This window comes from Stenotrophomonas sp. SMYL86, from assembly GCF_036320025.1.
Lineage (GTDB): Bacteria > Pseudomonadota > Gammaproteobacteria > Xanthomonadales > Xanthomonadaceae > Stenotrophomonas > Stenotrophomonas maltophilia_A.
The window spans coordinates 87,363-110,662 of record NZ_JAWIRU010000001.1; the positions used below are offsets into that span (position 1 = coordinate 87,363).

Annotated in this window: 24 protein-coding genes and 3 pseudogenes; 9 read left to right on the forward strand and 18 right to left on the reverse strand. The window is 64.9% G+C overall.

Annotated elements, in window-relative coordinates; all coding sequences use genetic code 11:
• Positions 1-191 precede the first annotated feature (191 nt).
• The 4 genes from V3B64_RS00375 to V3B64_RS00390 are packed head-to-tail and all read right to left on the reverse strand — an operon-like array spanning position 192 to position 4,122.
• Complete coding sequence (locus V3B64_RS00375; RefSeq protein WP_329913325.1) at positions 192-641, reverse strand: DUF2894 domain-containing protein; 450 nt, start codon at positions 639-641, stop codon at positions 192-194.
• The gene (locus V3B64_RS00380; RefSeq protein ID WP_088026228.1) at positions 559-1,197 is read right to left on the reverse strand and encodes an OmpA family protein; all 639 of its coding nucleotides are present in this window, start codon (positions 1,195-1,197) and stop codon (positions 559-561) included. Before V3B64_RS00380 ends, V3B64_RS00375 begins: the two co-directional genes overlap by 83 nt.
• The gene (locus V3B64_RS00385) at positions 1,194-3,458 is read right to left on the reverse strand and encodes a DUF802 domain-containing protein (protein ID WP_121503479.1); all 2,265 of its coding nucleotides are present in this window, start codon (positions 3,456-3,458) and stop codon (positions 1,194-1,196) included. Before V3B64_RS00385 ends, V3B64_RS00380 begins: the two co-directional genes overlap by 4 nt.
• Before the next feature lie 10 nt (positions 3,459-3,468).
• A complete protein-coding gene (locus V3B64_RS00390; protein ID WP_121503478.1) occupies positions 3,469-4,122 on the reverse strand; it encodes a DUF3348 family protein in 654 nt (217 codons plus the stop codon).
• A 145-nt stretch (positions 4,123-4,267) separates the two neighbouring features.
• Here V3B64_RS00390 and V3B64_RS00395 point away from each other — a divergent pair, with 145 nt between their 5' ends.
• The 4 genes from V3B64_RS00395 (at position 4,268) to V3B64_RS00410 (ending at position 7,227) form a co-directional block, all read left to right on the forward strand.
• The gene (locus V3B64_RS00395) at positions 4,268-5,185 is read left to right on the forward strand and encodes a M14 family metallocarboxypeptidase (protein WP_121503477.1); all 918 of its coding nucleotides are present in this window, start codon (positions 4,268-4,270) and stop codon (positions 5,183-5,185) included.
• Positions 5,186-5,269: 84 nt separating this feature from the next.
• Positions 5,270-5,680: a hypothetical protein gene (locus V3B64_RS00400; protein WP_121503476.1), complete on the forward strand. Its 411-nt coding sequence runs from the start codon at positions 5,270-5,272 to the stop codon at positions 5,678-5,680.
• A gap of 2 nt (positions 5,681-5,682) precedes the next feature.
• Entirely contained in the window at positions 5,683-6,375 is a 693-nt protein-coding gene (locus V3B64_RS00405) for a hypothetical protein (RefSeq protein WP_032129974.1), read from the forward strand.
• Between the two features lie 96 nt (positions 6,376-6,471).
• Positions 6,472-7,227 (forward strand): DUF3307 domain-containing protein, encoded by a 756-nt coding sequence (locus V3B64_RS00410; RefSeq protein ID WP_121503475.1) that lies wholly within the window; start codon positions 6,472-6,474, stop codon positions 7,225-7,227.
• A 49-nt stretch (positions 7,228-7,276) separates the two neighbouring features.
• On the opposite strand, the gene V3B64_RS00415 is transcribed toward V3B64_RS00410, so the two are convergent.
• The 7 genes and pseudogenes from V3B64_RS00415 to V3B64_RS00445 form a co-directional block, all read right to left on the reverse strand.
• On the reverse strand, positions 7,277-7,669 hold the full coding sequence (locus V3B64_RS00415) for a diacylglycerol kinase (RefSeq protein ID WP_279912307.1): 393 nt from the start codon (positions 7,667-7,669) through the stop codon (positions 7,277-7,279).
• A gap of 82 nt (positions 7,670-7,751) precedes the next feature.
• Entirely contained in the window at positions 7,752-8,378 is a 627-nt protein-coding gene (locus tag V3B64_RS00420; protein WP_329913326.1) for a hypothetical protein, read from the reverse strand.
• 41 nt (positions 8,379-8,419) lie between these two features.
• A pseudogene (locus V3B64_RS00425) lies at positions 8,420-8,662 on the reverse strand (nuclear transport factor 2 family protein); the annotation flags it as partial.
• 72 nt (positions 8,663-8,734) lie between these two features.
• The gene (locus tag V3B64_RS00430; protein ID WP_049423027.1) at positions 8,735-9,082 is read right to left on the reverse strand and encodes an RcnB family protein; all 348 of its coding nucleotides are present in this window, start codon (positions 9,080-9,082) and stop codon (positions 8,735-8,737) included.
• 161 nt (positions 9,083-9,243) lie between these two features.
• Positions 9,244-10,275, reverse strand: coding sequence for an ACR3 family arsenite efflux transporter (gene arsB, locus V3B64_RS00435; protein ID WP_329913562.1), 1,032 nt, complete (start codon positions 10,273-10,275; stop codon positions 9,244-9,246).
• Between the two features lie 14 nt (positions 10,276-10,289).
• Positions 10,290-10,793: an arsenate reductase ArsC gene (locus V3B64_RS00440; RefSeq protein WP_329913327.1), complete on the reverse strand. Its 504-nt coding sequence runs from the start codon at positions 10,791-10,793 to the stop codon at positions 10,290-10,292.
• A 15-nt stretch (positions 10,794-10,808) separates the two neighbouring features.
• Entirely contained in the window at positions 10,809-11,138 is a 330-nt protein-coding gene (locus V3B64_RS00445) for a winged helix-turn-helix domain-containing protein (RefSeq protein WP_049462763.1), read from the reverse strand.
• A 17-nt stretch (positions 11,139-11,155) separates the two neighbouring features.
• Between V3B64_RS00445 and arsH the strand changes: the two genes are divergently transcribed.
• Positions 11,156-11,884: an arsenical resistance protein ArsH gene (gene arsH, locus V3B64_RS00450; RefSeq protein ID WP_049462762.1), complete on the forward strand. Its 729-nt coding sequence runs from the start codon at positions 11,156-11,158 to the stop codon at positions 11,882-11,884.
• Between the two features lie 30 nt (positions 11,885-11,914).
• Here the strand turns inward: arsH and V3B64_RS00455 are convergent, their stop codons facing one another.
• A complete protein-coding gene (locus tag V3B64_RS00455; protein WP_285303407.1) occupies positions 11,915-12,325 on the reverse strand; it encodes a helix-turn-helix domain-containing protein in 411 nt (136 codons plus the stop codon).
• An 84-nt stretch (positions 12,326-12,409) separates the two neighbouring features.
• Between V3B64_RS00455 and V3B64_RS00460 the strand changes: the two genes are divergently transcribed.
• Positions 12,410-13,039: a cation transporter gene (locus V3B64_RS00460; protein WP_329913328.1), complete on the forward strand. Its 630-nt coding sequence runs from the start codon at positions 12,410-12,412 to the stop codon at positions 13,037-13,039.
• Position 13,040: 1 nt separating this feature from the next.
• Here V3B64_RS00460 and V3B64_RS00465 read toward each other — a convergent pair whose 3' ends face one another.
• The gene (locus V3B64_RS00465) at positions 13,041-13,976 is read right to left on the reverse strand and encodes an aspartyl protease family protein (RefSeq protein ID WP_329913329.1); all 936 of its coding nucleotides are present in this window, start codon (positions 13,974-13,976) and stop codon (positions 13,041-13,043) included.
• A 308-nt stretch (positions 13,977-14,284) separates the two neighbouring features.
• On the opposite strand from V3B64_RS00465, the pseudogene V3B64_RS00470 reads away from it, so the two are divergent.
• Together V3B64_RS00470 and V3B64_RS00475 are read left to right on the forward strand one after the other, a co-directional pair.
• A pseudogene (locus tag V3B64_RS00470) lies at positions 14,285-18,584 on the forward strand (RHS repeat-associated core domain-containing protein); the annotation flags it as partial.
• 758 nt (positions 18,585-19,342) lie between these two features.
• Positions 19,343-19,678 (forward strand): hypothetical protein, encoded by a 336-nt coding sequence (locus V3B64_RS00475; protein WP_032130445.1) that lies wholly within the window; start codon positions 19,343-19,345, stop codon positions 19,676-19,678.
• A gap of 45 nt (positions 19,679-19,723) precedes the next feature.
• Here V3B64_RS00475 and V3B64_RS00480 read toward each other — a convergent pair.
• The 4 genes and pseudogenes from V3B64_RS00480 to V3B64_RS00495 all read right to left on the reverse strand — a co-directional run.
• A pseudogene (locus V3B64_RS00480) lies at positions 19,724-19,924 on the reverse strand (hypothetical protein); the annotation flags it as partial.
• Positions 19,925-19,988: 64 nt separating this feature from the next.
• Entirely contained in the window at positions 19,989-20,801 is an 813-nt protein-coding gene (locus V3B64_RS00485; protein WP_050509875.1) for a hypothetical protein, read from the reverse strand.
• The gene (locus tag V3B64_RS00490) at positions 20,780-21,280 is read right to left on the reverse strand and encodes a hypothetical protein (RefSeq protein ID WP_329913330.1); all 501 of its coding nucleotides are present in this window, start codon (positions 21,278-21,280) and stop codon (positions 20,780-20,782) included. The genes V3B64_RS00485 and V3B64_RS00490 overlap by 22 nt, the downstream gene beginning before the upstream one ends.
• A gap of 208 nt (positions 21,281-21,488) precedes the next feature.
• Complete coding sequence (locus V3B64_RS00495; protein WP_329913331.1) at positions 21,489-21,866, reverse strand: hypothetical protein; 378 nt, start codon at positions 21,864-21,866, stop codon at positions 21,489-21,491.
• A 565-nt stretch (positions 21,867-22,431) separates the two neighbouring features.
• Between V3B64_RS00495 and V3B64_RS00500 the strand changes: the two genes are divergently transcribed.
• Complete coding sequence (locus V3B64_RS00500; RefSeq protein WP_329913332.1) at positions 22,432-22,761, forward strand: hypothetical protein; 330 nt, start codon at positions 22,432-22,434, stop codon at positions 22,759-22,761.
• Here V3B64_RS00500 and V3B64_RS00505 read toward each other — a convergent pair.
• On the reverse strand, positions 22,755-23,159 hold the full coding sequence (locus tag V3B64_RS00505) for a ribonucleotide reductase subunit alpha (RefSeq protein WP_107433723.1): 405 nt from the start codon (positions 23,157-23,159) through the stop codon (positions 22,755-22,757). The genes V3B64_RS00500 and V3B64_RS00505 overlap by 7 nt on opposite strands.
• Positions 23,160-23,300 lie beyond the last annotated feature (141 nt).

Sequence of the window (23,300 nt, forward strand, 5' to 3'; positions counted from 1 at the left end):
GCGCTAGACAGATGACTGTCTGGTGACACCGCTACACGCGTGCATGCCGACGCGTGCATTGGTAGATGCCAACCTTGGTTGGCATGCGCGGCATCGTTGGTGGAGCGCCAACCAAGGTTGGCGTCTACCAGGAGCGCGGAACAGGATTGTCGTATCCAGGGGCGCCGAACGAGGTCGGCATCAACGCGCGATCAACCCGCGTTGCGCGGCTTGCGCGTGCGCTTTGGCTTCGCGGTATCGCCGCCGCTGGCGGCGCCATCCTGCAGCGCCTGCAGCCAGGACAGGGTGTCCACGTAGTCGATGAAGTGGCGCAGGTAACCGGGGCTGGTCGCCTGCATCGTATCGAGCATGCGTTGCACCAGCACCGCCGAGTTCAGCGGGCCGCCGTCGGCGGGGGCTTCGGTGCGCAGCGAGCGGCGCACCTGCAGTTCGCTGCGCAGTTCCGACCACTCGCGCTGCACCTGCTGCAGCATCGGCACCTGCGGGTAATGCGGCAGCGAGCGCGACCCCGCATCGAGGTCGCGCACCAGTGCGCGCAGGCCTTCCAGTGCGGGCGGCTTACTTGGCATCCGGGGCCTTGGGCTTGGCAATCGGCGCGATTTCCACGCGCCGGTTGCGCGCGCGGCCGTCTTCGCTGGCATTGGAGCTGACCGGCTGCTCGCTGCCGAACGCGGCGGCGAACACCGCGTCGGCCGGTACGCCATCGGCGATCAGGGTGCGGGTCACGGTCAGCGACCGCTGCGCCGACAACTCCCAGTTGTCGGCGAAACGGCGGTTGCCTTCGCGCACCGGCGCGTCATCGGTGAAGCCGCTGACCATCAGGATTTCTTCGCGGCTGCCCAGGTAGGCGGCCAGCGGTGCGGCCAGGCTGCGCAGCAGCTCCTGGCCTTCCGGCTGCAGCTGGTCGGAGTTCAGCGCGAACAGCACGCTGCCACTGATGCCGATGCGTCCATCGACCAGGGTCACGCGACCGGCGGCCAGCGGGCCGGCCAGCGCCTGTTCCAGCGTCTGCAGTCGCTTGGCTTCGGCCTGGCGCTGCTTCACTTCCTGGTCCAGCCGCTGCGACAGCTCCAGCTGCACGGCGACCACACCGACCAGTATCAGCACGAACGCGCCCAGCAGCACCGACATCAGGTCGCCAAAGGCGGCCCAGATCGGGGCGTGCGAACCGCCGTCGACCTCCAGCTCGTCGCTCATGCGCTGCCGGCCTTGCCGCGGCGCGTGGCCAGCTGCTGCAGTTCTTCCATCACCTGCTTCTGCGACAGCAGGCTGAGGTCGACCACCTCGCGCGCCTGCGCCACGTAGTAGGCCAGCTGCTCGTCGCTGCGGGCCAGCGAGGCATCCAGTGCGCCGCCGATCTGTTCCAGACGGCCGGACAGCTCGGTGGAGGCGCTGCCGAACTGCGCAACCGCATCGCCGAAGGCGCCAGCCAGCTGGCCGACGTCACCGGCGCTGCCGCTGAGCGCTGCGGCAATGCCATCCAGCTTGCCGGTCTCGGCGGCGATATGGTCGGTGAAGCGGTTGCCGACGCGTTCCAGCAGCTCGGCCGAACCACCGACCAGCGCGTCCACGGCGGTGCGCTGTTCGTGCGAGGCATGGTTGATCGCATCCAGCAGGGTCTGCACGGTGGCCAGCAGCCGGCCGCGTTCTTCCAGCATCGCGTTGTCGCGCACCAGGCTCTCGGAGAGCGTGCTGCGCAGCTCGTTGATGACGTCGGCGGCGGCCTTCGGTGCAGCGGCCGCGGTCTGCAGCAGGGTGGACACTTCGGCCAGCGTGGCGCTGGCCTGCGCGCGACCGTTCTCGCCGATCTGCTGTGCGGTCTCGGCCAACGTGTCGCAGACCTGCTGCTGCTGCGCGGCCAGGCGTTCGCCGTTGGCCTGCAGGCGTTCGGCCAGCTCCGTGGAAACGTGCTGCAGGGCATCGCTCCAACGCTGCAGGCGCTGTTCGTCGCCGGCCTGCAGCTGGGCCTGCAGCGCGGCGTGGGCCTGCTGCAGTTCGGCGCTGACCGCATCCCAGCGTGCCTGGCGCTGCTGCTCGCGGCTGTCCAGGCGGGCCTGCAGTTCGGCGTGTGCGGTGGCGGCGGCGGCTTGAGCGGCCTGCCACTGCTGCGAGCGCTGCTCTTCATGATTCTGCAGCAGCGCCTGGCTGGCGCTGTGATGCTGTTCCAGTGCCTGCAGCAGCGCCTGCGCACGCACGTCCAGATGCTCGCTGGTGGCCAGCAATGCCTGCTGCTGGCGTTCGACCAGCGCGGTATTCAATGCCTGCTGCTGTTCGGCGGCGGCGCGCCAGGCCTCGGCATTGCCGCTGGCATCGGCATGCAGGCGCTCGCCGATGCGTGTCACCAGTGCTTCGGCCTGCGTGCCCTGGCCATCGCTGAAGGCCTGCAGGTGCTGACGCAGATCACTGACCAGTGCCTGCTGTGTCTGGCTCTGTTCACTCAACGCCTTGGCCCAGCTGGCCTCGGTCGCCACGCGGCTGCGCTCGAAGCCTTCGCTCAGGCCAGACAACTGCTGCTGCACCGCCTGTTCGACACGGGCATGCAGCGCCTCACCATGGTGGGCCAGTCCGGCCAGGGTGGTCTCGGCCATCGGCTGCAGCGCGCCACCGATGGCGGCGGCGCTGGCCTCGGCACCCTCGCGCAGCGACTGCTGCAGCGAGACGGCCAGGCGTTCCTGCAGCGCCTGGCTCTGGGTCAGGAACTCGGCCTGGCCGGCCAGCAGGCGCTCATTGGCGGCCGCACTGTGCTGTTCGAAGGTGCTGGTCATCGCCTGCAGGCGGTCGACCAGCGCCGGCAGCGCGGCGGACTGTGCCTGCAGCAGTCGCAGCGACTCGGCGCGCTGCCAGGCCTGCGAGTACGGGTGCAGGTCGCCGGCAATGGCACGGTCCAGCTGCTGCACGGCCTGCAGGCGGTCACGGCGCAGCAGCGCCGCCAGCAGGCCGAGCATGGCCGAACTGGCAACACCGGCGATCGAGGTGCCGAACGCCACCGCCAAGCCCTGCACCGGCGAGGCCAGCGAGCCGCGGATGGCGGCCATGTCGGTCGCGCTCTGCAGGGCCAGGCCAGTGCCGCGCAGCGTGTCCATCATGCCCAGCAGGGTGCCGAGCATGCCCAGCAGCACCAGCAGTCCAACCAGATAGGGGGTCAGCACCGGCGCGGGCAGGGCGGTGCGCTCGCCTTCCACGCGCAGGCGCACGGCGTTGCGCAGGCCCATCGGCACGCGCTCCAGCCAGGGGGCAAGGCTTTCCTTCGCGCTGGAGAGATCGCTCAGCGCGCCACGCAGGCCGTTGCTGGCCTGCCGATAGCGGTACAGCTCCACGCCACCGGCGATGTAGCAGGCCGCGATGATCGCCGCCACCGCTGCACCCAGCGGATGCACCGAAACGTAGCCAATGCCGATCCAGCACACGGCCAGCAGGCCGACAAGGAAAACAACGACATGGAAAGCAGTTCTGGACATGGTGTTCCGGTCAGTGGGAGCGCAGGGCGTCTTGCAGCCCTTCGATCGGGTGGAAGCGCAGCTGCAGCTCGGCAAGCAGCAGGATGCGCATGTCATGGCGGAAGGCCGCGCGCCAGCCGGGCTGGCCGTGCACGCGTTCAAAACGGGCGCCGAGCACCGCCGGCGCGGTGGCCAGCAGGCTGTGCTCGCGCGGGGTGAGGGTCTGTTCCATCACCGCATCGACCTCGGCCAGCCGTGCCAGCTCGGGTGAAACCTGCACCAGCTGGTCGCGCAGGCGGCCGCGCAGGCGCCCGGTGGCGGTCTGGATGGCCTGCTGCAGTACCCGGTAGCGCTGGCGCAGCGAGGCGAAGTTGGGTGCGGCGGCGGCTTCGGCCAGGTCCAGCAGGCGCTCGGCCTCGGCATCCTCACTGATCGAGGCCAGCAGGCTGGCATGGGCCTGGGCGCAGTCGTCCAGCACATCCCAGGCCGCTTCGGTGGCCTCACCCGGCTCGGGCAGGCGTCCGCCGAGCGCCCCGGACAGGGCCACGGCACGGCTCCAGTCCACCCACTGGCCGAGGCGATCGGTCAGGGCGGGACTGCTGGCCGGCATCGCGCCGTCGCTGAGACGGGCGAGCAGGCGGAGGAATTCCGGTCCACCCAGGACCGGCTGCGCTGCTTTCGCCATCAAGGGGTGAGGGGCCAAAAACCGTTGATTTTACAACCAGATGACCCGGCCTGGATGAAGGCGGGGCGGGGGGAGGGGACCCGCAGGCGCGACAAGGCTTAGAATGACCGGCTGCACCCATCCCGTTCGACCCTTGGAGTACCCAATGACTGTTGCGCAGTTCTACCCGATCGGCACCCCCGGACAGCCCTGGGGCGACGCGGAACGCGCACAGTGGCGGGCGCGCCAGCAGCGTCAGCGCAGCTACCACGACGACGTGGTGGCCGCCCTTGAACGCCTGGACGACAGCTTCGATGTGATCCAGTACGGTCAGCTGGACTATGCACCGGACCATTACCCGCTGTTCGCCGTGGTCAACCACGACTGGAACCCGGCGCTGCCGACCGCGCTGATCACCGGTGGCGTGCATGGCTACGAGACCAGCGGCGTGCACGGCGCGCTGCAGTTCCTGGAACAGCAGGCCGAGCGTTACCTGGGCCGGCTGAACCTGATCGTGGCGCCGTGCGTCAGCCCGTGGGGCTACGAGCGCATCCAGCGCTGGAACCCGGATGCCATCGACCCGAACCGCAGCTTCCGTGACGGCGGCCAGATCGAGGAAGCCGCCGCGCTGATGCGCTGGGTGGCCGAGCGCAAGCCGAACCTGCTGGTGCACCTGGACCTGCACGAGACCACCGACAGCGACCTGCACGAGTTCGATCCGGCGCGCTGCGCCCGCGACGGCAAGCCGTTCGAGCGCGACATCATTCCGGATGGTTTCTACGTGATCGGCAACAGCGAAGATCCGCAGGCCGAGTTCCAGAAGGCATTGATCACCGCCGTCGCCCCGGTCACTCACATCGCCCCGGCCGACGCCGAAGGCAACCTGGTCGGTCTGCCGCTGCAGTCGCCGGGCGTGGTCTGGGGCGAGTCGCGTTCGATCGGCGCCTGCGCCGGCTTCACCGACGCGCGCTTTGCCACCACCACCGAGGTCTACCCGGACAGCCCGCGCACCAACCCGCAGGAATGCAATGATGCGCAGGTGGCGGCGGTGTGCGCAGGCCTGGATTTCGCCCTGACGAAGTAAGGCACGTGGGTGTGCAAGCGGACCCGGCAGGTTCCTGCACGATGCGCCGGGTCATAGGATCGATTGTCGGGTTACGATCGGGCGATGACCACGACCAAGATTCTGCTCCGGCCATCACTCGTGTCGGTCCTGGTGGCGACGACCGCACTCGGTGGATGCAAGCTGTCGGCGCTCGATCTGACGCCGCCGCGGGTGATCCAGCTGTCCTGCAGCAGCACAAGCGCCACGCCCCAGGCGCCGATGGTGTTGATCCTGGACTCCGGCCAGGCGTCGGTGGTCTGGGTCAACCGTCCGAGCGCGCGCGCGGGCAAGCTGGAGGTGGAGGCAAACGTGTATCGGCTGGATTTTCCGCCGGTCGCTGGCGCAGGCAGGCTGCAGGCGGTGATCAACCGCTACGACGGTAGAATGGCGTTGAGCGGGCCCGGCACAGATGTGGCCGGCGCTGCCCAGCCGCAGATGTCCTGTGAGGTACAGCCTGTGCAGCCCAAGGTATGAACATGCCCGATACATCGTCTGATCTGATTGCCGTGCTTACCGGCGACCTGGTCAAGTCCACGGAGATGGACGCGGCCACCATTGATGACGTCCGTGAAGTGATTTCCGTTGCCGTGGCCCAGGCCATGGAGTGGCCTTTGCCGGGCATTGTCGGCCCCGAGTTCTACCGGGGCGACGCCTGGCAGCTGGCGGTCACCCAGCCGCACGGTTTCCTGAGGTTGGCGACCTGGATCAAGGCCAAGCTTGCCGCGTCGGAGTCGCGGGCGCGCACGCGGATCGCGATTGGACTGGGTACGGTAGAGGCATTGGACCGGAAGGCGGTGTCGCGTTCGCTGGGTGAGGCATTCGTGCTGTCCGGTCGGTTGCTTGAATCCATGGGGCGCACGCAGGACATGGACGTAGCCCTGCCAGTACAACGGGAGGATCTGTACTGGTTACCGGCAGTGGTGTCTGCCTGCGATGTTATTGTCGCGCGCTGGACACGCAGTCAGGCTGAGGTGGCGTCGTTGTTTCTGATCCCCGATGCCCCCTCGCAGTTGGAAGCTGCCAATGCGTTGAACCGGCACCGACAATCGGTGAACCGGGTCTATCACGATGCTGGCGTCTTTGCCTTGCTGGCGCTGATCACCGCGGCTGAACGTGCACTGATGCAGCCGTACGGGAGCGTTCACGGTTCTGGAAAAGCAACTAAATAGCGTTGCTTTGGCTTAAGCAACTAAATTTCGTTGCTTTTCGCGGCGACTTGGCTATCGCGACGCGAGCCACAGGAAGGACTCACAGGCAGAAAGGACATGCTTGAAACGCTGCTCGTACTGTTGACCGCTCACCTTGTCGCCGATTTCGTGCTGCAGACCACGAAGATGATCGCGCGCAAGCAGGAACTGCATGGCCTGCTGCTGCACGTAGCAGTGGTGCTGCTCGTCATCGCCGCGCTGACCGGTTCAATCAACCCATGGGTCTATCTCATCATCGGTTTCAGCCATGCGGTGATGGACTGGATCAAGGTGCATTGGCTCCCCGATGGCGTGCACGCATTCGTCATTGACCAGTTGGTGCATATCGCCTTCATCGTGTTGATCGCGTTGATGTTCCCTCACGTTGCCCGCGATGGCTGGTACGGGATGATCCCGACCCAGGTCCAACTGTTGATGTATCAGGGCATGTCGATCGCGAGCGGCTTGATCCTGGTGGTCAACGTCGGCGGCGTCCTGGTGGAGAAGCTGCTTGCGCCGTTCACGGCAGGACTCAAGATGGGAAGCGCCGAATCGGCGCCTACGACCGCAGCCGTGCAGAGCGACGATCACAAGGGCATGCAGACCGCAGGGCGCTATATCGGGCGGCTGGAAAGAGGCTTGATCTTCATGTTCCTGCTGCTGGGCCAGCCGGAGGGCGTGGGGTTGATGCTGGCCGCCAAATCGGTGCTGCGCTTCGCCGACCGGCAGGCGCGGGCACACACCGAATATGTGATCATCGGTACCATGCTGAGCTTCGGTTGGGCCATCGCCGCAACCATGTTGACCAAGCTCGCCATCTCGCATTGGCGCTAGCGGCTGCGGCGTTGTGGCGCCGGGCCATGCCCGGCGGGTCGGGCGCGAGCTAACCCAGCAGGATCATGCCCCACACCGTGCCGACCATCAGCAGTGCGGTGGTCTGGGCGGCGCTGCCCATGTCCTTGGCGTTCTTGGAAAGTGGGTGGTGGTCAAGCGAGATGCGGTCGACCACCGCTTCGATGGCCGAGTTCAGCAGCTCCACCAGCAGGCTGATGAAGCAGACTGCCAGCACCACGGCGCGTTCGACTCGGCTGATGTCCAGCAGGAACGCGGTGGCGATCAGCAGCGCATGCAGCAGCAACAGCTGCCGGAAGGCGGCTTCGCCACGGAAGGTGGCGATGAAGCCGTCGCGCGAATGGATCAGCGTGTAGAAGATGCGGCGAAGGCCGGTCTTGCCATGCGGGTATTTACCGCTGTCCTTGGGGGAGGGGGGCTGCATGCCGGTCCTGCCATGAAGTGATCTCACGACAGGATGTGCAGGCGGGCGTCGGGAAAGCGTCGGACGCCCGTTGGATTTTCCTTCAGCCGGCCTGGCGCTGCGCCTGGATGGCCTGGTCGAGGGCATCCAGATCGTCGGTCGGCGAGGCCAGCCATGCCGGGTACGCCTCGGTCTCGACGAAGGCGGAGGATCGCAGCACATCATCGAACGCCGGATTGTCCTTCTCCGGGTGGCGCAGCAGGCCGGACATCAGCCCGCAGATGCGGACGGCCGCCTGGAAGGCACCCTGCAACGAACCGGCCGGCTCGGTGACCGTGTTGAGGAAGGCCGCATAGGCCGGGCCATCGAAGATGAAGTCCTCGCGCTGCTGGAAGGCTTCGCCGCTGAGATTGGTTTCGCCGGAGACGTGCCGGGAGAATCCCCAGGACCAGATGTCGAGGAAGCGCAGGTCATCCAGCATCCGGCGCGCATCGTCATTCAGTGGAACGGCGCCGGACAGCGCGTGCTCCAGCGTGGCCGCTGCGAACGGCTCGGTGCCCTGGTGGGCCAGGAAATCGCTCAGGCAGCGCAGTGCAGCGGGATGGTCCGGGTCCAGCTGCAGCGCCCGGTAGATCACCCGTGCGCCTTCCACGTGACGGCCCTGGGCGATGAAGATGTTGAGCGCGTGGTGGGCGAGCTGGTCGGCGTTGAGGTCGGCAATCCGGGTCATCGGGTCTGGCTGGCATGGACGAACGGTGGGCACCAGTCTGACAGATCACTCATTCGGCCGGGCTGCGTGAATCGCGGATCGATGTCTTCCGGTTTGTCCGAGAAGAACAGGCCCATGTAGGTCGGCTTGTCCTTGTTGATCAGCGAGGTGCGGAACGATTCGACCACCTGTTCGATGGCTTTTTCATCGGCTGGACTGTGGGCTGGACTGTTGTTGCCGGCATGGCCTGGCGAGGCTGACAGCAGAAGCGCGAGGAGGGCGAGTGGTGCTCTTGATGTCTGCATCTGCAGCTTCCGGGGACAAGGGGATGCTGCCGGGGCATTTCGTTACATCAGCGCCCCGGCGCATCCCCTCATTCAACGATGCAGCGCGTCGATGATCAACCCGGTAGCAATCTCCACCAGCAGGTACTCGCTATCGGACTGCCGGACCCAACGCTGGTCGCGGCCCGGCTCGCGCAGGTGGTAGCGCGCATAGTCATCCACCCAGTAACGGCGGTCCACTTCCGCCCATGGCAGGCGCTCGCCGCGACGCCAGGCCTTCTTCTGCCAGCCTGGCGGCGGCGCATCACGATTGTGCGGGCCACCGGCGTGCGGCGGTGGCCCGTTGCCGCGCGCATGGTGCGGCGGATCGGCGAAGGCCGGTGCCGCGGCCAGCGCGGCAGCCGTGGTCAAAGCAATGGCGAACAAGCGTGCGGTGTTCATCGCAACCTCCGGGCCTTGCCGCTGCATGCGGCGTCGTGCCGTGGAGTATGGATCAAGGAATGTGAACGGACTTTTGAGCTGTCACCGTAGCAGCAGGGCGCATTCCACGGCGTTGCAGCTGGCGGCTCGGGCACGACGCCGCCGCCTCCGGCATGGCCGCCTCAAGCGCGCTCGCGTGCCTCATACCAGTCGCGCGACCGGTTCACGATCTTCACCACCGAAAGCATCACGGGTACTTCAATCAGCACCCCCACCACTGTGGCCAGCGCCGCACCGGAGTGGACACCGAACAGGCCCACGGCCGTCGCCACCGCCAGTTCGAAGAAGTTGCTGGCGCCGATCAGTGCCGACGGCCCGGCCACGCAGTGCGCCACACCCAGGCGCCGGTTGAGCAGGTAGGCCAGGCCGGAGGTGAAATAGACCTGGATCAGGATCGGGACCGCGATCACCGCAATCACCAGCGGCTGCTGCACGATCTGCTGGCCCTGGAACCCGAACAGCAGCACCAGCGTCAGCAGCAGCGCCAACAGTGACAGTGGCCCCAGCTGGCGCAGCGCCGTCTGCAGCCCGGATTCGCCATGGCGCGACAGGATCCAGCGCCGCAGCAATGCGGCCACCAGCACCGGCGCCACGATGTACAGGCCGACCGACAGCAGCAACGTATCCCACGGCACGGTGATGGCCGACAGCCCCAGCAGCAGCGCCACCACGGGTGCATAGGCCACCACCATGATCGCGTCGTTCAGTGCCACCTGGCTCAGCGTGAAGTTGGCATCGCCGCGGCACAGGTTGCTCCATACGAACACCATGGCCGTGCAGGGCGCGGCGGCCAGCAGGATCAGGCCGGCGATGTAGCTGTCGATCTGGCCGGCGGGCAGCCAGTCGGCAAAGGCGTGGCGCAGGAAGAGCCAGCCCAGCAGCGCCATCGAGAATGGCTTCACCGCCCAGTTGATGAACAGCGTCACCCCGATGCCTTTCCAGTGCTGCCCCAGCTGGCGCATCGCACCGAAATCCACCCGCAGCAGCATCGGGATGATCATCAGCCAGATCAGCACCGCCACCGGCAGGTTGACCTTGGCCACTTCAGCCCCCGCCAGGGAGGCGAAAGCACCGGGCAGGAAGTGCCCGAGCAGCGTGCCGACGATGATGCACAGCGCGACCCAGAGCGTCAGGTGGCGCTCGAACAGGCCCATGGGTGCCGCTGTGCTCATGGCGTGCGCGCTGCCGGCAGCAGGTGGCCGATCTGGTCCAGCGCCTGCTGCAGCATTCCGCGGTCCTGCCACACGTGCCCGGGCAGTGCCAGCAGGGCCTGCACGCGTGCCTTCACGATGGCATGCGCGTGGGCGAAGGCGGCGGCCTTGTTGGCATCGCTGCCCTCTGCCTCGGCCGGGTCCGGCAGACCCCAATGGCTGCGGATGAAATCACCAAACACTACGGGGCAGGCTTCCGCTGCCGCCGCATCGCAGACGGTAATCACCAGATCCATCGGAGCCGCGTCGGCGAACTCATCCCAGGATTTGCTGCGCAGTCCCGCCACCGGAATACCTTCCGCGCGCAGCTGTGCAAGCGCGAACGGATTGACCTGGCCGGTCGGGTGGCTGCCGGCACTGAAGGCAGTGAAGCGGTCGCCGCCCCACGCGCGCAGGGTGGCTTCGGCCAGCACGCTGCGGGCGCTGTTGCCGGTGCAGAGAAACAGGATGGAGCGGGACATGATGGCGTTTCCGAATCAGCAGCTGCAGGGATTGCCCAACGGCGCGCACTGTTCGCTGGGCGAACCGGCGCAGCAGTTGTGGGTGAGGTACTCGATCAGGCCGGTCATTGCGCTGAAGTTCGCGCGGTAGCAGACGTGGCGGCCCTGGCTCTCGCTCTCGACCAGGCCAGCCTGTACCAGCTCCTTCAGGTGGAAGCTGAGGGTAGCGGGAGGAACCTGGAGGGCTGTGGCGATGTCGCCGGCCATGCGACCGGCCGGGCCGGCTTCGACCAGCAGGCGGAAGGCTGCCAGGCGGGTGGCGTGGCCGAGCGCGGTGAGCGCAGCGATTGCATTTGACGTTTCCATATTTCTAGAATAGTCGAATGAATAAGCCGATCACAAGTCCTTCGCTGCCCCATCTGAGGGAGGCTTCGCTTCCCCAGCCAGATCACCAGCGGTTGGCGGCCGAACGCCAGGGACCGCCACGCATCCTGCTGCTGTATGGCTCACTGCGTCCGCAATCGTTCAGCCGCAAGCTGGCACTGGAGGCCGAACGCCTGCTGCAGCATCTGGGCTGCGAAACGCGTGTGTTCGATCCGCATGCCCTGCCGCTGCTGGACAGCGTGGACAAGGGGCATCCGGAAGTGCAGCGGCTGCGCGAGTGGTCGCACTGGTCGGAAGGGCAGGTGTGGGTCAGCCCGGAGCGGCACGGCACGGTGACCGGCGTGTTCAAGAACCAGATCGACTGGCTGCCACTGGAAGACGGCAGCGTGCGGCCGACCCAGGGCAGGACGCTGGCGGTGATGCAGGTCTGCGGCGGTTCGCAGTCGTTCAACACGGTCAATACGCTGCGGGTGCTGGGCCGCTGGATGCGCATGTTGACCATTCCCAACCAGTCGTCGGTGGCCAAGGCCTGGCAGGAGTTCGACGAAGACGGGCGGATGAAGCCCTCGCCCTACTACGATCGCGTGGTGGATGTGGTCGAAGAACTGGTGAAGTTCACGCTGCTCACCCGCGGCCGTGCCGACTACCTCGTGGACCGTTACAGCGAGCGGAAGGGCGATGCGCTGGCGGTCGAGCTGGCGCGGGCGGCGGGAGCGACCGGCGTCTGAGGGAGATGCCGAATCGCGCACGATTCCAGTTCAGGTAGCCGGCGCAGGCTGCAGGGCTTCCAGCACCCGGCAATCGGCCACGCGCCCGCCGGGGCAGTTGCCGATCATCCGCTGCAGTTCGCCCTGCAGCGTCTGCAGGTCGGCAATCCTGCGCGCGATGTCGGCAATGTGCGCCTTCACCACGTCATCCACCGAACTGCATTGGTGCTCGCGTTGTTCGCCGAAGGCGATCAGCTCGCGGATCTGCTCGATGGCGAACCCCAGCTCGCGCGCACGGCGCACGAATGCCAGCCGCCGTTGGTCCTGTGCGTCGTAGCAGCGGTAGTTCCCCTGCGAACGCAGCGGCGGCTGCAGCAGGCCGATCTTTTCGTAATAGCGGATGGTCTCTGCCTTGGTGCCGGTCTGGCGGGCCAACTGGCCGATGGTGAGTGGGGCTGTCATGGGCTTGACCTTGTAGGGGCTACAAGGTTGATAAAGGCAGCTCCCTTTCATTTCAAGCCCGGGCGCGCCCGGCGGAGCGCCCCCATGGACCAGTGCTGCGGCCACAAACGCCAGGAGCTGGCATCGATAGCGCTGCACAGCGCCCAGCGGCGGGTGCTGGTGGCGGTGCTGGCAATCAACCTGGCGATGTTCTTCATCGAGTTCGGCGCGGGCCTTGCCGCGCGATCCAGCGCCCTGCAGGCCGACGCGGTCGACATGCTGGGGGATGCCATCGTCTATGGCCTGAGCCTGTGGGCGGTAAACCGGGGCCCGCGCTGGGAGGCGGGCGCGGCGCTGGCCAAGGGTCTGCTGATCCTGGCCTTCTTCGTGTTCATCGTGTTCGAAGTGGCCGGCAAGCTGGTCAATGGGGTGCCACCGTCCAGCACGCTGATGCTGGTGTTCGGTGGCATTGCCCTGGTGGCGAACCTCACCTGCCTGGCGCTGCTATGGCGATTCCGCAGCTTGAACATCAACATGAAGAGCACGTTCGAGTGCTCGCGCAATGACGTGGCCGCGAACCTGGGCGTGCTGGTGGCCGCGGGTGGCGTGGCCATGACCGGGCGCGGCTGGCCGGATATTGTCGTTGGCGCAGTGATCGCCCTGTTGTTCCTGAGGTCGGCAGTGGGCGTGATCGCTGAAGCGTGGCCGGCATGGCGGGCAGCACGCCGACAGTGACTCAGTTGCGGTGGTGCCTGCTTGGGCAGACTGCCACCTGTTGGCTGCGCTGATCGATCAGCACCACTGCTTCCTGCAACGCATGGGCACCCACCACTGCTTCGGGATAGTGGTCGGACACCCGTACGTGCAGCCCCTGCAGCGCCAGGCCGCCGATCAGCACGGGAACATCCAGCTGTGCATGTCCGCCATCGACCTCGCCGTGACTGAGGGTCAGTCGATCCCCGGTGGTCACTGCGGCACCGGCTGCCCGCCGGAAGAGTGCCGTGGGCAGCACCATCGCGACGTTGGCGCCGGTGTCCAGCTGCGCCTCTGTGGTCACTGTTCCAATCGTCACCGGGATGCGGAAGGCGCGTGAGTAGGCGAGCGCGTCCGGTTGCGCGGGCAGGAGGTCGATGTCGCGGCGGAACTGCAGGCGCCGTTGCGGGTAATCGATGATCAGCACGCCATCAGCGAAGGATCCGCGCGCAAGGATGCCGTCGAACACTGCGTCTTTGGATTGCCGTGCGTTGTAGTCGCGGGTGAGCGCGATCACGTCGCTGTGGCGCAGCCCGCCGAGCGTGAGGGCGTTGATGCGCACCGTATCGGCCCAGGCCGTCTGCACGCCGTCGGAGTGGCGGGTGCTGGCGTCCGCGGGTAGCGCCAGTTTCCCCACCAGACGGCTGTCCGCGCGGGCCATGCCGCTGGCGCCGGTATCGATGGCGAAGCGGTACGGGCCGCTGCCGTTGACCTGCACCTGCACATGGATGCGCCCGTCGATGACGTCAAAGGGAACGTCGATGATGCGCTCGCCCGGGCGGGCGGGGAGGGAACAGGCGCTCTCCAGCACGGGTGAGGCGAGGATGGGCGCAGCGAACGGCCACAGAGTGAAGATGGCAATGCTGCGCCAACGGCGAGTGCCGAGTGCGCTATGGCGATGCGGGGGAATGCGCCTCATGATCCTGTTCCATGGGTGTCCAGGATCTTCTGATGCGTGAGGGATGCAGGCGGTTGCAGGTTTTTCCTGCTCCGCAGGCTGCTCCGAAAGCTGTCGCGGCAATCGGCTGGATCTGGAATCCGCGCGGGTGGAAATGTGACCGATGTCGCGGGCCTTGACTTGAATATGTCACCGTCTTCAACGATAAAGGCGGCATGTGGCACTGCCGCATTCCGGACCAGGGACGATCCGAAGCATGACGTGATGGGGCTCTACCCCCGCGTTCTCGTTCCCGCCGGCGCTGTGTTCGTCCAGGAAGGAGAACAGGGATGTTGGAACGACTGAAGACCCTCTCGCGTGCCGTGCTGGCGATGATTGCCCTCGGCTGCTTCGCCTCTGCAGTGGCACAGGCGCAGGAAAGCAAGATTACCTGGCGCATTTCGCAGCCCGGCGGCGATGCGACGCAATACAAGACCCAACAGGCGGCGGTGGCTGCCATCAAGAACCTGCCGGCGCCCAGCCCGTTCCCGCCGGAGTTCCAGTTCGGCTGGCAATCTGTCGACAAGATCAAGTCGAAAGTCGTGGACTTGAACGGAAACACGTCGATCACCTACTGGATGGGGAAGACGCAGCCCTCCGACCCGGACTGGTCCTACATCGGGCGTGACATATTCCCGACGGAAGAGGCGATGGTGGCCGATTTTCTTGCGGACCAACAAGCCAGCAATCCCGTGTGCCCCGGGGCGGCGGTCACTCCGTCTGGCGATTGGTTTGCGGCTTCGCCCGATCAGGAAGGTGTCATCGAGTCACGCTACTACGATCTGACTTCAATGGCTGGCAACAATACGGCTGAATCGCCCTGCACCCCGTATACCGGGACGGTTGCGGTCGCGCGTACCCGGCGCTTGAACTGCCCGATTCCGCTCACGCAGTGGTCCAACAAGCACAGCGCATGCGTCAGCGAAGAGTTCGTTGCGACCATCACTTCGAAGTCGCAGAAGTGCGACAAGGACGGCGGCAACGGTAGCTGCCCCATGTCCCGCAACGATACAGCGGCGAACATGAGTCCGATTCCCGACAAGGACCCGGCCTCCAACGGCGGTACCTGCGACGGCAATGTCGGCAACCCATGTGATGTTAAAACTGGCGAGAAGTACGAGATCGCGCCGGACTTCGACCTGGGCTGGATCGCGCTGACGCGCTTCTATCACTCCGGCATTTCCACGTCCTCCGGTGGCTTCGGTTATGGCTGGACCCATTCGCTGGGCGCCCACCTGGCACTGGATGGCGTTGACAGTGTGGGCATCATTGAAAGCACCGGTTTCCAGCGTGCATTCAAGAAGATCGGCCAAGCCTATGAGGCGGACGACGACAGTGGCGATCGTCTGGTCCAGAACGGCAACTGGACCCTGTACTCGGCGGATTCCATCTCTACCTTCGGCGCGGACGGCCGTCTGACCGCCAAGCGCTTCCCGGATGGCACGTCGCTGACCTATATCTACGATGACAGCGATCGCCTTGCGGCCGTCACCCACAGCAGTGGCCGCACGCTGGAGTTCGTTTACCAGTCCAACGACTATGAGGCGCTGATCAGCTCGGTGCTGGTCGAAGGCATTCCGCTGGCCACCTATACCTACACGCCGCAGAACCAGGTCGCCACGGTGACCTATGCGGGTGGCGGGGTGCGCACGTATCACTACGAGAACCAGGCTTTCCCCCAGCACCTGACCGGCATCACCGCCGAGGACGGGCGGCGCTACAGCACCTTTACCTATGATTCCATCGGCCGTGTTATCTCCAGTCAGCACGCCGGCGGTGCCGATGGCGTGACGCTCGCCTACAGCCCCAACGGCGGTGCAGTCGTGACTGACGCGCTTGGGCGGCAGACCGACTACACCCTGACACCCGGCGGCGACACCGCGCCGTCGCGCAAGGTAACCGGCCTGAGTGATTCGCAGGGAACCGTCAGCCGGACCTACTACGACCAGAGTGTCGACTTCCGCCGGCGCCTGGATACCTACACTGATCGTCGCGGCATCCAGACCAAGCACACCTATGCGCAGGGTACCGATGCGGTGAGCGGGCGCACCGTCAGCATCCATACCGTGACCGAAGCGGTCGGCCTGCCCGAACAGCGGGTGGTGACCACCGCGCGCGACGTCGAAACCAATGCGGTACTGACCACCCGCATCGGCAATCGTGAAACCCGCACGTCCTTCAATACCCGGCGCCAGCCGACAACCAACACGGTGACCGACATCGCTTCCGGTCAGGCGCGCATCACCAGCTACACGTATTGCGAAGCTGCGGACGTGGCTGCGGCAGGGAGCTGCCCTGTGGAAGGGCTGCTGAAGAGCGTGGATGGTCCGCGCACGGATGTGGTCGATGCCGTTACCTACGCCTACTACCCGGCGGATGATGCGGGATGCGCGGCCAATGGCGCCTGCAGCTATCGCAAGGGCGACCTGCGCAGCGTGACCAATGCACTGGGCCAGGCGGTCGAGACCTTGGCCTACGACGCGTTCGGGCGGCCGTTGTCGGTCAAGGACGCCAACGGCGTGGTCACCGATTACACGTACCATGCTCGCGGCTGGCCGACCTCGATCACCGCACGCGGCGCGACCACTGCCGAGGATCGGGTCACCCAGTTGAGCTATTGGCCGACGGGCCAGGTGCAGAAGATCACCGAGCCGGACGGTAGCAGCGTTTCCTACGTCTACGATGCTGCGCTGCGCTTGACCGACATCGAGGACAACGCAGGCAACACGATCCACTACACGCTGGACAATGCCGGCAACCGCCTCAAGGAAGACACGCTGGATACTGGCGGCACCCTGCGCCGTACCCTGGCACGGACGTTCAACACGCTCAGCCAGCTGACCGCGCTGAAGGATGCAGGCAATCACGCCACCGGCTTTGCCTACGATGCCAATGGCAACCCGCAGACGGTGACCGACGCCCTGCAGCGGGTGACCAGCCAGCAGTTCGATCCGCTGAACCGTCTGGCGCAGACCCTGCGGGACGTCGGCGGCGTGGCGGTGGAGATCCGCAGCCAGTACAACGCGCTGGACCAGGTCACCCAGATCACCGACCCGAAGGGACTGCACACCACCTACGCCTACAACGGGTTCGGTGACCTGACCGGCCAGGTCAGCCCGGACAGTGGCGCCAGCAGCTTCACCGTCGATGCGGCCGGCAATCGCAAGACGGCCACCGATGCGCGTGGCGTCACCGCCACCTATCACTACGATGCACTCAACCGCCTGATCGGCGTCGCCTATCCGGACCCCAATCTGGATGTGGGCTACAGCTATGACGTGGCGCCGGCTGCCTGCGCCGCAGACGAGCGCTTTGCCAAGGGGCGCCTGGGGCAGGTGCTGCATGCCAATGGCAGCACCCAGTACTGCCATGACCGCTTCGGCCAGGTCACCCGTAAAGTGCAGACGATCAATGGTGTCGCCAGCACGCTGCGCTACGCCTACAGCAAGTCGGGCCGCCTGACCGCGCTGACCTACCCCGACGGCAGTGTGGCCGACTACGTGCGCGATACCCAGGGGCGCATCAGCCAGATCGGCCTGACCCGGCCCGGCCAGGCCCGCCAGATCGTGGTGAACCACGTGACCTATGCGGCCTTCGGCCCGGCGACCGGTTGGACCTATGGCAATGGTCGCCAGCTGCAGCGTCCGCTGGATCTGGACTACCGCCCTCAGGCGGTGCATGACCCGGCCGCAGGCGGCCTGTCGCTGGGCTACGGCTATGATCCGGTCGGTTCGATCACCGAGCTGAAGAACGGCACTGGCTCGACGGTACTGGCCAAGTACGCCTACGACGCGCTGGGTCGCCTGACCCAGACCCAGGACGGTACGACCGGCACACCGATCGAAACCTATGCGTATGACGCCACCGGTAATCGCACCGCGCTGAGGTACCGCCAGCTACACCTATCCCGCAACCAGCCACCGCCTGACTGCGGTGGATGGCGAGGCGCGCACCCATGACGCAGCGGGCAACACCACCAGCATCGGCAGCAAGACGTTCACCTACAACGATGCCAATCGCATGAACGCGGTGAAGCAGGGTAACGCCACATTGGAGAGCTACGGCTACAACCATCGTGGCGAGCGCGTGTTGCGTACCCCGGCCGGTGGCGCAGCGCAGATCACCCTGTATGACGAGGCAGGGCAGTGGCTGGGCAACTACTCGGCCACGGGCCAGGCGCAGCAACAGGCCATCTGGCTGGATAATTACCTGGTGGCGCTGATCAATGTGCCGGCTACCGGCGTGCCGGAGCTGGCCTACGTCCAACCAGATCATCTGGGCACGCCGCGCGTGGTGATTGATCCGGTGCGGAATGTCGCGATCTGGGAGTGGAGCAACAAGAGCGAGGTGTTCGGCAACCAGATACCAAGTGCCGACCCGGATGCCGATGGTGTGGTGTTCGAGCTGGCTCTGCGTTTCCCAGGGCAGCAGGCAACGGATGCGAGTGGGCTGTTCTACAACTACCAGCGGGAGTACGACCCGGCAGTGGGGCGGTATTCGCAGAGTGATCCGATTGGGCTCGCAGCGGGCCCAAGTACCTTTGGCTATGTGAGGGGAAATCCGATGAGTTGGACTGACCCTCAGGGCTTGGAAGTACTTGTATGTAGCCAGCCAGCCTTTGGAGTATCCAACAATCCAATTGATCACCAATGGATTCGTACGGATACGGTTGAGGCGGGCATGGGTGGCACTCGTGGGAACGTACCGGGCAACGACAGTGGAGACATGCCGGGCGATCCCGTGCAGGTGACCAACCATGTCGGTCGTAGCAGTGAGCCTGGAGCATCATGCAAAGTGGTTAAAAATGTCGACGAAGCAAGAGTCAATTCCCAGCTTCAGATAGGGAGAGCGCTTGGTAGGTGGGGGCCTGCCAACCATTGCCAATCATTTGTAGCCAAAACACTTTGGAATGCTAGTACGGTCGAGCTACAGGCAGAGCAGAACAAGCGATTGCTGAATTCGAAGGTTCCTGGGCTGAGGTAGGTATGAAGAGATACATGACATGCGTCCTGCTGACGTTGCTTTCTTCGGCATGTGCGGATCAGAAGCAGGGCGGGACGACGAATTCGCTCGACGATGAGCGGATAGAATGTGCTGAACCCGCTCGACTGAAGATTGAGCCGTGGGGAAAGGCGGGTGCTTCGAAGGGGTGCGAGATTGCTGATGGACCATTTGTCGCCGCAGATGATGGGTATGTTCGTATGCGTGGACAATTTAAGGAGGGGCATAAGGTCGGTGTGTGGCGATGGTACGACCGAAGTGGAAATGTCACTAAAGAAGTCGATTATTCACAGTAGTCCTTGCGGATGGAGGCTGGGCGCGGCGCTTTGAAGCTTGAAGGACATCCCATGCCCAGGTTCCTCACCCCCGACGAGGTCTCCCTCATCCACAGGCTGCTGCCGGAGACGACCGAGCTGTCCGAACGGTTGTTGAAGGATCTGGCGCTCGCTCAGGTGGAGGATGTGGGTGTCGTCGGATTCGGGGGCGTGGTGTTCCTGTCCAGCACGACCCAGCTTTTCGGCAGTGACATTGCTACGGCCATGCTTGCCGATGCTGACGGCGTGCCGGTGAGAGTCACCCTGTGCCTGGATAATCACGATCAGCTCTTCGAGCTGGAGCTGTGCAAGGTGGACTTCTCTCCGATCATCGGCGTCGATCTGAGAAGCGCTTTCAGCGAGCATTGACGCCTGTTGAAAGCGTTCCTCGCTGAAGGCCGTTGCGCCTGGCGTTCACCCTTCGGGCTGCAACCGCCCCACCGCCTGCGCGCACAACGACTGGCAGGCCATGACCAACCCCTCCATCACCCGGTCGCCCACGTACTCTTCCGGTGCGCCGTTCTGCCGGGTCCGCTCGGCGGCCAGCAGGATTTCGTGCACCACCCCTAATCCACTCAACCCGCAATCGGCATCGGCCAGGGCCAAGCAGTATCCGGCAGCTGGTGCGGGTCCGAATGTGATTGACCCTTTGCTGGCGGGGCCTGTCGAGTGGCTCATTTCAATGACTTGACTCACCTGCCATGCGGATTTCCTGAAGCCTCTCGAAGTCGGGTCTGCTGAGGTAACGCGATGACCCACTACCGCCGTCGGGGTAGTAGTAAGTTGGGCCGACGCCTATTTGCTTCTCCTTAGTTCCAAAGGAGCGAACGAGATACTTGGAATGAAGGATCGGCTCAAAGTGGACGGTGTGCACATCGAATACGCGGATAATGATGGGCTGTTCTGCGTTCGTTGTCAGACTGATCCATTTCCTATGGGTGCCGATGAAGTGCTCTGATAGCCAAGGATAGTAGTCCTTCTTCAGCGAAACAAAGCCATCAATGCTGGTGCTGGGCCTGGCGTTGGGCCCTCCATATGCAGAGTTGGCCTCATCAAACGTTACAATGAAGTCGCCTCCGCCCCCGAGTTTCACGTCATCGCCAAACTTGGAAGCGTCTTCGTAACGAACTCCGAGAGTTACGTTGCTTAGTCGCCATCGACATGCTCCGCCGCCATTGACTGCCACTGTGGCCTCATAAACATCCGTTCCTGGGCGGCGCACAGGCTGAAGCTCAAGTCCCGCATAGTTGTCTCGTGTACGTTTTTCCCAGTCCAGCGTGGACCGATACGTCGTGGTGCATTTCGTCGAGCGGTAGATCACCTGCATGTCTCTGGCCACAAGCTCCTCGGGGACCTTGACGGTCACCTTGACCGTGCCAGCCTCCGGCTTGGGTGAAAGTGCTTGATTCCGGGTAAGGTGGCAGCCGCTCAGAAGCAGGAGGGCGAGGATTGCTGCTGGCATCGGAAGGCTCATCTGCTTGAGTCGGGGCATGCTGACTCCTTCTGAATTCTGACGGTGCCACCGGTATCCTCTTTCAAGCAGAATGTCGCTTCGTAGATTGCGGTAGGCATGTACCAGAGAATCGGAATTCTCCGGGTCATTTGAAAGTAGTAGATTGTGTTCAAACTCAACGGAGAGTTCTCTCTACCGTCTTCGGCTGGATCATGCCGGTAGCCGTCAGGCATTGAATCGTATGAAATGCAATTGCCAGGCCTGAGTTTCATCGGATCGGCGCCGTCCTTCAGCTCGATGGCCCACCTTCCAGCTTGGAGTGCTTGGGACTCCATCATCATCACGTAGGACACTGGGAACGGCCGCCGGGCCTTTTGCGGGAGGCAGATCGCAGGGATGCTTCCGATCAGCCTGACATCTGCCTCTTCTCGGGTCAGCTGATACGCCTGTGCGATGTGGGGGGGCGAGCAGCAACCAGCTGCGACGAGCAATGCAAAAGTGCTCTTGACAATCTTCATTGGTTTTTCGGTGTCTCCGTCTGCACTACTCTGAGGGGGCGAGCGATTCAATTGCCCTGATCAGCCTTGCCAGCATGGTCGTGTCGTCAGAAGGGTGGGGCGCGCGCCGGTCTGGAGCGACCATCGCACGGCGAGTAAGGAGAAGGGCGTCGTATTTGTGCGGGCGAACACCGGGGCGAAAAGAGGGCAGTGACGACATCGATAGGAGCTATTGCTCACTCACCTGCAACCGCCCCACCGCCTGCGCGCACAACGACTGGCAGGCCATGACCAACCCCTCCATCACCCGGTCGCCCACGTACTCTTCCGGTTCGCCGTTCTGACGGGTGCGTTCGGCCGCCAACAGCATTTCCAGCACCACCCGCAACCCGCTCAGCGCGCAATCGACGTCGGCCAGGGCCACGCAGCGGCCGGGCAGATGATGCCGCTCCGGCCAGGGTTGGCCATCGGCCGCCGCACCGGAGCCGATGCGGTTGAGATTGGCAATGAAGGTGTTCCTGTCCACTGCGGGCGCAGCCTGTGGCGAACCGTCGTCGTGTGCGGTACTGCGATAGGCGTGCAGAAGGGGGAAGTCCGATTCGTTCATGGCAGAGCTCCGTGCAGGGCAATCGGTAGCCGCCACCCGAAAGGTGGCGGGCGGTACGTGGTTCGAATCCGGGTTGGCTTCAAGCCGGCGGGCGCGAACGCCCCCAACGCACCGCCCGCCATAGCCGGCAGACGGATTGCCAGCCGGCGCCACGCATGGTGACGCCGGCTGGCAAGCGCACTTACTCAAAGCCAACACGGGATTCGAAGCCCGGCCACCCTTTTCCGGTGGCACGCCATCTGAGCCCCTGGCGCTGTGCAATGCCAATCAGAAGAGTTGCAAACATCGCTCGATTGGAGACGCTTTCGGCATTCTCCCACGCTGTTAAGCACTGCCAGCGCTGGCTGGCGTGGTGATCCGTCCACACCGTGCAATCTGCGACAGGTGTCGAGGTTGGGGGAGGGATGGGCACGGGTGGGGCGGGGCGATGGCGACAGGCTTCGCAGGGGCCTGAGTCGAGCGTCGCTGGCCCCCCGGCGCCAAAGCGTGACGTGCGACTCGGGTTGACGTTCCCAGCCACCAAGCGCAGGCTGGTCCAGCACGTTTCCTAACCAGAAGGAGACTTATGACCGCGACCGCTTCCTTGCACCCAACCCCCGACGCCCAGGGCCGTTCGCGCCTCTGGAGTGTGTTCTGGCTGCAGGGCGTGATTCCCAGCAACATTCTGTGGGCGGTAGCCCTCTGGGCCCTGGCCAACCAGCGCACCACGCTGCTGCTGGGGGTATTTGCCGTGCTACTGCTCTATACCGGCTGGATCATCCCGGCGGTCTGGCGGGCGGCACCCACCGCGCGCAACCCCAACCTGGGCGTAGCGGCGCGTGGGCTGACCGTGGCGTGGGGGCTGAACACCGTGCTGGTGATCTTCTTCCTGACCCTGCAGCTGGTGGCTCAATAGAACTGAACGGGCTCGCCGCCCCGGTCGAAGGCGGCGAAGCGGCCGATCTGACCGTCATGGATGGCGTTGACCATCAGCTGCAGCGGGCGCGCGGCCTCATCGCTGTTGGGCGCGAAACCGGCGCGGCCGTCCAGCGCCGCCACGAAGACCAGGTCCCAATCGATGCCGGTGGTGGTCGACTCGGCCGCCAGCGCCTGGAAGCTGGGTACTTCGGTCGGCAGCTTGTCCACGCACAGCACTGGCGACAGGGTGCCGCCCTCGCGGCGGTCATGCCGGTCGCGCTGGTCGCTGGTGGGCGATTCGGGCAGCTCGGCGCGCACGAATACGAACAGCAAGCGTTGCGGTTCAGCCTGCTGGCCTGCGGCGTGCAGCAACTGCTGGAAATCGTTCATCATCATGAGGGTTGTCACACGCCCGCTGCACCGAAAGCCGCATGCTGCCACAACGCCTGCCGCGCGGGGCCGAAGGCGATTGATTTAAGTCATGCCCATGGAACTGACTGCCGCGTACTCTGGCAATCGTTCCAGCAGACGAGGGTT